At 64.2% G+C, this 6,950-nt stretch carries 7 protein-coding genes; 2 read left to right on the plus strand and 5 right to left on the minus strand.

Annotated elements, in window-relative coordinates; translation table 11 throughout:
* The coding region (locus ACREC7_RS14875; protein ID WP_431556473.1) for a molybdopterin-dependent oxidoreductase at positions 1–411 on the plus strand (411 nt) is incomplete at its 5' end.
* Between the two features lie 64 nt (positions 412–475).
* Complete coding sequence (locus ACREC7_RS14880) at positions 476–1,165, plus strand: FAD-binding oxidoreductase (RefSeq protein ID WP_431556479.1); 690 nt, start codon at positions 476–478, stop codon at positions 1,163–1,165.
* A 277-nt stretch (positions 1,166–1,442) separates the two neighbouring features.
* On the opposite strand, the gene ACREC7_RS14885 is transcribed toward ACREC7_RS14880, so the two are convergent.
* The 5 genes from ACREC7_RS14885 to ACREC7_RS14905 form a co-directional block, all read right to left on the minus strand.
* Positions 1,443–1,787 (minus strand): hypothetical protein, encoded by a 345-nt coding sequence (locus ACREC7_RS14885; protein ID WP_431556474.1) that lies wholly within the window; start codon positions 1,785–1,787, stop codon positions 1,443–1,445.
* Positions 1,788–3,209: 1,422 nt separating this feature from the next.
* Positions 3,210–4,217, minus strand: a complete 1,008-nt coding sequence (locus tag ACREC7_RS14890; RefSeq protein WP_431556475.1) for an inorganic phosphate transporter — start codon at positions 4,215–4,217, stop codon at positions 3,210–3,212.
* 23 nt (positions 4,218–4,240) lie between these two features.
* Positions 4,241–4,885 (minus strand): DUF47 domain-containing protein, encoded by a 645-nt coding sequence (locus tag ACREC7_RS14895; protein WP_431556476.1) that lies wholly within the window; start codon positions 4,883–4,885, stop codon positions 4,241–4,243.
* 106 nt (positions 4,886–4,991) lie between these two features.
* Positions 4,992–5,450, minus strand: coding sequence for a cache domain-containing protein (locus tag ACREC7_RS14900; RefSeq protein WP_431556477.1), 459 nt, complete (start codon positions 5,448–5,450; stop codon positions 4,992–4,994).
* A 406-nt stretch (positions 5,451–5,856) separates the two neighbouring features.
* Positions 5,857–6,828 carry an HpcH/HpaI aldolase/citrate lyase family protein gene (locus tag ACREC7_RS14905; protein WP_431556478.1) on the minus strand — a complete coding sequence of 324 codons (972 nt, stop codon included), beginning with the start codon at positions 6,826–6,828 and terminating at the stop codon, positions 5,857–5,859.
* Positions 6,829–6,950 lie beyond the last annotated feature (122 nt).

Raw genomic sequence — 6,950 nt, forward strand, 5'->3', positions numbered from 1 at the left:
CTGCCCAAGGCCCACCAGCTCCGTGACATCCACTGCGTCACCAAATGGTCGAAGCTCGACACGCTTTGGGACGGCGTGCTGGTCGACGATGTGTTCAAGGCCGCAGGCATCGGCGAGCCGCCGACCGAGTACATCCTCGCCCACTCCTTCGACGGCTATTCCACCAACGTGCCGGTCGCCGATCTCACCGGAGGCCAGGCGATGATCGCGCTCCGCTATGAGGGCAAGCCCCTGCCGCCCGATCATGGCGGGCCGGCAAGGCTCTTGGTGCCGCATCTCTATTTCTGGAAGTCGGCGAAATGGGTGAGCGGCTTGCAATTCACGCAAGCGGACGAGGCCGGCTTCTGGGAGCTCCGCGGCTATCACATTTATGGCGATCCCTGGCGCGAGCAGCGCTTCACCGGTGACTGAGGCTGGCGCCTTGCAGCCGCAAGAGCCGAAGCTCCGCTGGCAGGAGGCGAAGATCGCCGCGATCATGTCCGATACGCCGCGGGTGAAGAGCTTCCTGCTCGCGCCGTCGGCGCCATTTCCCTTCCGTGCCGGGCAGCATGTCGACGTGCGGCTCACCGCGCCAGACAGCTATCAGGCAGAGCGCAGCTATTCCATCGCCTCGGCGCCAGAGGACACCGCGAACATCGAGCTCGCCATCGAGCGGCTCGACGACGGCGAGGTCTCGCCCTTCTTCCATGACGTGGCCGAGGTCGGCGATGCCATCGAATTGCGCGGGCCGATCGGCGGGCATTTCGTGTGGGAGGTCGAAGACGGCGGTCCGCTGCTCCTGCTCGGCGGCGGCTCGGGCGTCGTGCCGCTGATGTCGATGCTGCGCCACCGCGCTGCGGCCGGCTCGCGCGTGCCGGCGCTCTTGCTGTTCTCCTCGCGCACCTGGGAGGACGTGATCTTCCGCGACGAGCTGCTGGCGCTCGACGCCAAGAACAACGGCTTTCAGCTGGCGCTCGCGCTCACCCGCGACCAGACGCGGCGCGAGCAGGATTTCGGCCGCAGGGTCGATGCCGCCATGGTCGCCGAGCTTGTGAACAGACTTCCCGCGCCGCCGCGCCAAGTTTTCGTCTGCGGGGGAAATCCGTTCGTCGAGGCAGCGGCGCAAGGCGCGATCGAAGCCGGCGTCACCCCCTCCATGATCCGCACCGAGCGTTATGGCGGCTGATGCGCGCCCGCGGAAGGGCAACGGAGTCATTTCCCCTCCCCCCTTGAGGGGGAGGGCTTCCCCGCCGCGATCTTGCGCGTTGCGCTAAAGTAGCGAAGCGGTAGCGCATTAAGCTTGCGCGCAAGTCGCATGGCGGGAAGGGTGAGGGGTAAATCCTTTCTTTGACGCGGCTCCCACGCCACGCGTGTCCGCCGCTCACCCCCCTCCGACTGCGCGGTTCGCGCAGTCGTGCTCCCCCTCAAGGGGGGAGCGGGAGCAAGCATTGCAGCATCGCGCATCATCGCCGGCTTGCCCCGCAGGCGTTGCGCCAGGCGAAGAAGGCCGCCGTCTCCTCCCTTCCCTCCATGTCGGCGCGGAAATCCTCGAACGGAAGGCCGGCATATTGCGCAGCGAGAAAGGTGACGAAGAAATCGCGTGCGGGGCTCGGCACCGCGCTCGTATTGCGCCTGGCGCAAAGCTGCGCCCGCCCGCGGCAGGATCGCGCGCGGCGGCAGGCGGCGTTGCCGCACACGCGCCACAGGCAGAGCAGATCGCTTGCCCGGCGCAAGCCTTCGACCTCGCGCCGGCGCGGCAGCGCCGCATCGCTTGCGGCGGTGTTGGTCTCGGTCATCGTGTCGGTCATTCGCGTACTCCTCGACGTCATTTCATACCTCCCCCTCGCGGGGAGGTCCGGCGGCGCGCGGAACGCGCGACGCTGGGGTGGGGGCATGGCCGAAGCCCATCAGCCGGCGAGTCGTTTTTCGACGCGGCAAAGCCGCTGACACCTCACCGCGCTCGCGATGCGAGCGCTTGCTCTCCCACAAGGGGAGAGCGGGGAGTGTGTTGCGCCGTCTCGGCCATGCAGGCGTGCTCCATCGTTTCATTGCCTCGACTCTCGCTGCATACCTCCCCCTCGCGGGGAGGTTCGGCGGCGCGCTTTTTCGACGCGCTACCGCTTTTGCTGCTTGAGCGCAAAGCGCGACGCTGGGGTGGGGGCATCGCGCTCAAACAGCAAAGCGCCCGCGCAACGCAACTCCCCCCACCCCGACGCCGCCGGCAGGCGTCGTCGGACCTCCCCACGAGGGGGAGGTATGGAGTCTGCTGCTCCGTCCCGACCATCAAGGCGTGCTCCATCGTTGCCGCGATGCGTTTGCAGCATCCGGGGTTTGCTGTTTCCTCATCCTTCGCGACGGGCCTTCGGCCCTCCTCAGGATGAGGACTCCTTCCCCTCGAAGGGGGTGGCGCGCCGAAAAGCGCAAACCTATGGCTCCGCGATCCTTGCGGACCACGGCGGGCGCCTCTCGGCGCGCCACAGGCGGTGATTAGCGGACGGCCGGGCCGCGCTTTCGCTTGGGACTTCGCTCGAAACTCGGCGAACAGGTCGCCTTCGTTCCGGTCTCAGTCACGTCGCGCTCAAGGTGGCCAGAGGCCGTCAGCGCAACAATCTCGCGCTCAAGCAGGGCGAAGCCCGGTAGCGCAAAATCCCGCGCTCAAGTAGGGCGAAGCCCGGTAGCGCATAGATCAAGTCGTCAGCCAGCTCCTGGCAGGGCCTCATAGTGGACCCGGGCGGAGCCCCGGCGCCGCCCGAGCGCCAGGCTTGCGAAGCCTGACCCGCGGGACACCGCACCTCGTCCCGCCTCACGACGCCTCATGAGCGCGCCCTTTAGTGGACGAGGTGAGTGGAGTGTAAGGCAGGCGCCGAGGGCGGGGATAAGTGCGTCCGCTAACGTCCGCTTTGCACCAGCAGACGTTGAAGGCTTGCTAATCAGACACATCCGATTTAGGGGCACGAGGACCTGGTGAGGTTTGGGCTCCTGAGATTCGCTGAAGCCGACATGTTCAATACGGTATTGGGCGTCCTTTTAATCTTGGTTGTGGGAATGTGCGTCGTCGCATTCCCGTTCGTCCTTTGGATGCTGTTTGGTGGTGGACCTAGGTCCCGGCGCACGCGCTACACTTCTCGCCCGCGTGGGAATGCCACGGGTTCTTCCGGCTGGAGCGAAGATCGTGAAAAAGCCCCGCCGAGATATGACGAGGGTGACGAGTAAGCGGCCTCTAAAGGGCGTTAGGAGGCCGCAGCAAAAAGGGTCACGCACTTGTAAAACAAAGCGCCGATCGCAGCCGCAGCCGGTAGCGTGATTACCCAGGCGATGATGATACTTCCGGCAATACCCCAACGAACCGCTGAGACCCTGCGAGCAGCCCCGACCCCCATGATGGCGCCGGTGATCGTATGCGTCGTTGACACCGGAACTCCGAACGACGTCGCTAAATAAAGGGTCATCGCCCCCGCCGTCTCGGCGCAGAACCCCTGCACCGGCTTCAGCCGCGTGATCCTCGATCCCATGGTCTTGACGATGCGCCAGCCGCCTACGAGCGTGCCGAGTGCCATCGCCACCTGGCAGGAAAGCACCACCCAGAACGGAACGTAAAACTCTGAGCCGAGCATTCCTTTCGCGAACAGGAGGCTGGCAATGATCCCCATGGTCTTCTGCGCATCGTTGGCGCCATGGCCGATGGAATAGAGAGCGGCGGACCCGAGCTGGAGCACGCGAAACTTCCGGTCCACGGCATAGGGCGTGCTCCGCATCAATAGCCACGCCACGACCAGCCACAAGAGGAGCGCCAGAGCGAAGCCAAGCAGCGGCGACCAAACTATGGCCGCCATCGTCTTCAGCGTGCCCCACCACACGACCGCGCTGAAGCCGGCTTTCGCTGCGCCGGCGCCGATGAGTCCGCCGATCAGGGCATGCGAGCTCGACGAGGGGATAGCCCCCCACCAGGTCAGCAGGTTCCACGCGATGGCGCCCATCAGCGCCCCGAAGATGACCTGCCCATCGACGATGTCCGGAGAGATGATCCCGGTGCCGACGGTCTGTGCCACATGCAAGCCAAAGAACAAGAAGGCGATAAAATTGAAGAACGCAGCCCAGACCACTGCGATATTGGGCGAAAGCACGCGCGTCGAGACCACCGTCGCGATCGAATTGGCGGCATCATGCAGGCCGTTGAGAAAGTCGAAGATGAGGGCAACCGCGATTAGGGCGGCAAGCAGCATGAGCGAATCTGGCATCGCGGAAGGGCCCCCCGTCGCGTTCAGACGTGCTCGATAACGATGCCTTGAATCTCGTCGGCGACGTCATCAAGGCTGTCCACCGTATCCTCCAAATGCTTGTATATCTCGCTGCCGCGGATGAACTCGAGCGCATCCCCGCCTTTGACCCTTTGGTAGAGCAGTTCCAGCCCACGGTCGTAGGTATCGTCGGCGTTCCCTTCGATGTGCGTGATCTGCAGGCAGATCTCGTTGAGGGCCGCAGCGTTCTTCGCAACGTCGGACAGCAATGCGACCGCGCGCTGCGCGAGTTCCGAACAGTCGACGACCGCGTCCGCCATTTTCCGCATGTCCGGTTCGAAATTCGTTATCTCGAACAGCATGATGGCCTTCGCCGTCGCTTTGCATTGATCGACGGAATCGTCCATCGAGGTGATCAGACTCTGGATGTCCGCCCGGTCGAACGGCGTGATGAACATCGTGCGCAAGCCCAGAAGCACTTCCCGGGCAATGCCGTCTGCTTCGTGCTCAAGATCGAGGATCTCTTGGAAGCGGGGGTTGAGCTGGCCGCCGCCGCCGATCATTTCGCGCAAGGCCACCGCCGTTTTGACCATCACGGCGGCGTGTCGCTCGAAGGCGGGGAAAAAGGCGTCCTGGCGCGGCATCAATCGCTGAAACCATTGCAGCATCGCGCGCCTCTATCCGCTAATGCCTTGATGAATGACTAAAAAAACAGGTCCCGGTCAAGCAAGTCTTGTGTAAGCCTCGCGGCGGGATTTCTGAGACCCGCGGCGCTCATTCCTCATAGTAGCCGACGCCGCAAACCTGATCGCCGGCCTTGGTGTAGAGGGCTTTCTTCTCGAAGGCCTCGTCTGAGCCTGGGCGCGGCCACCAATAGGTCGTCTCCTTGATCGTTCCTTCGACGGCATTCTGCATGATCACTTCGCCGAACGGAGCGCCCTGCTTGCCTTTGATGTCCCGCAAGTCCTTGCCCTTGTTGGTGGGATGCGCCGTCAGGATGCCGTCCGAGGCGTTGGCGCACCAGACATAGAGGTCCTTGACCTTGAATCCGCCCTCGCCCGTTTGGAACATCTCGAGCGCCTTCGCCTTGTCGTCCTTGACCGCCGCAACTGCTTTCTCGAGCAAGGCCTTGGCTTCCTCTGGCGTGGCGAATTGAGGTTCCGCCACTGACGGCGCAGCGGAGAGAACTAGAAACGCGACACATGCGGCGGCGAATGCGAGACGACGTAACATGGCTTCCTCCATGGCTGCTACACTTCGACCGTATTCAGCAAAGGATATGCCCCTCGCCCCTTGTGGGAGAGGGCTTCCAGCCGCGATCTTGCGGCGATGCTCTTGAGCGGCGCACCCCGCAAGTCGCATGGCGGGAAGGGTGAGGGGTGACCAAAAATCGCGGCTTTCCTGATTCTTTTGTCTGACGCGGCAACAGCCGCTGACCCCTCACCGACTGCGCGAAACGCGCAGTCGTGCTCTCCCACAAGGGGAGAGCGGGGAGTCCGTTGCGGCGCTCAGACAAGCCTGAGAGCACACCACGAACTCCATACCTCCCCCTTGCGGGGAGGTCCGGCGGCGCGCGGGACGCGCGACGCTGGGGTGGGGCAATTTCGTTTGCGCTACCGCTTCGTTGCTTGAGCGCGGGTTACATCCCGGCGGTTTTGGCCTTGTTGAGCAGAGACTCGGCCTGGCGGATCGAGGCGAGGTCGATCAGGCGGCCGTCCAGCGACACCGCGCCCTTGCCCTCCTTCGCCGCCTGCTTCATCGCCTCGACGATGCGCTTGGCCTTGGTCACCTCGGCCTCGGACGGGGTGAACACCGTGTTGGCAAGCTCGACCTGGCTCGGATGGATCGCCCATTTGCCCTCGAAGCCGAGCACGGCCGCACGCTTCGCCGCCGCCATGTAGCCGTCGGGATCGGAGAAATCGCCGAACGGCCCGTCGATCGGGCGAAGCCCGTAGGCGCGGCAGGCGACCATCATGCGCGACAGGGCAAAATGCCAAGGATCGCCCCAGTGATAGGCGCGGTTGCCGTCGGCATCCTTGTCGGTGAGCACGCCGTAATCCGGGTGCGGGCCGCCGATGCCGACGGTGCGGGCGCGGGTCGACGCCGCATAGTCGGCGACGCCGAAGCTCATCGCCTCGAGGCGCTTCGAGGCCTGCGCGATCGCTTCGACATTGGCCATGCCGAGCGCCGTCTCGATCAGCACCTCGAAGCCGATCCTCTTCTCGCGCTTCTTAAATTGCTCGATCTGGGTGACCAGCATGTCGATGGCATAGACGTCCTGCGGCACGCCGGTCTTGGGGATCAGGATCATGTCGAGGCGCGGGCAGTTCTCCACCACATCCACCACGTCGCGATAGGCGTAGTGGGTGTCGAGGCCGTTGATGCGGATCATCATGGTCTTTGCGCCCCAATCGACATCGTTGAGGCCGGCGATGATGTTCTTGCGCGCCTGCTCCTTGTCGTCGGGGGCAACGGCATCTTCCAGGTCGAGGAAGATGATGTCGGCTTGGCCCTTCGCCGCCTTCTCGAACAGCGACGGGTTGGACCCCGGCACGGCAAGCTCTGAACGGTGGAGACGCGGGGTCGCCTGTTGGATCAGGGTAAAGCTCATTATTGGATTCCTCTTCCTCTTAGACTTGGTTGGCTGGATTGAACGGCCCCTACCCAGGAGCACGAGGAGCCGCCACACACTCCATCCCTCCCCTTGATGGGGAGGGTGGCTCGGCCGAAGGC

It is taken from the genome of Methyloceanibacter sp. (assembly GCF_050728395.1).
In the GTDB taxonomy this organism is placed as follows: Bacteria; Pseudomonadota; Alphaproteobacteria; order Rhizobiales; family Methyloligellaceae; genus Methyloceanibacter.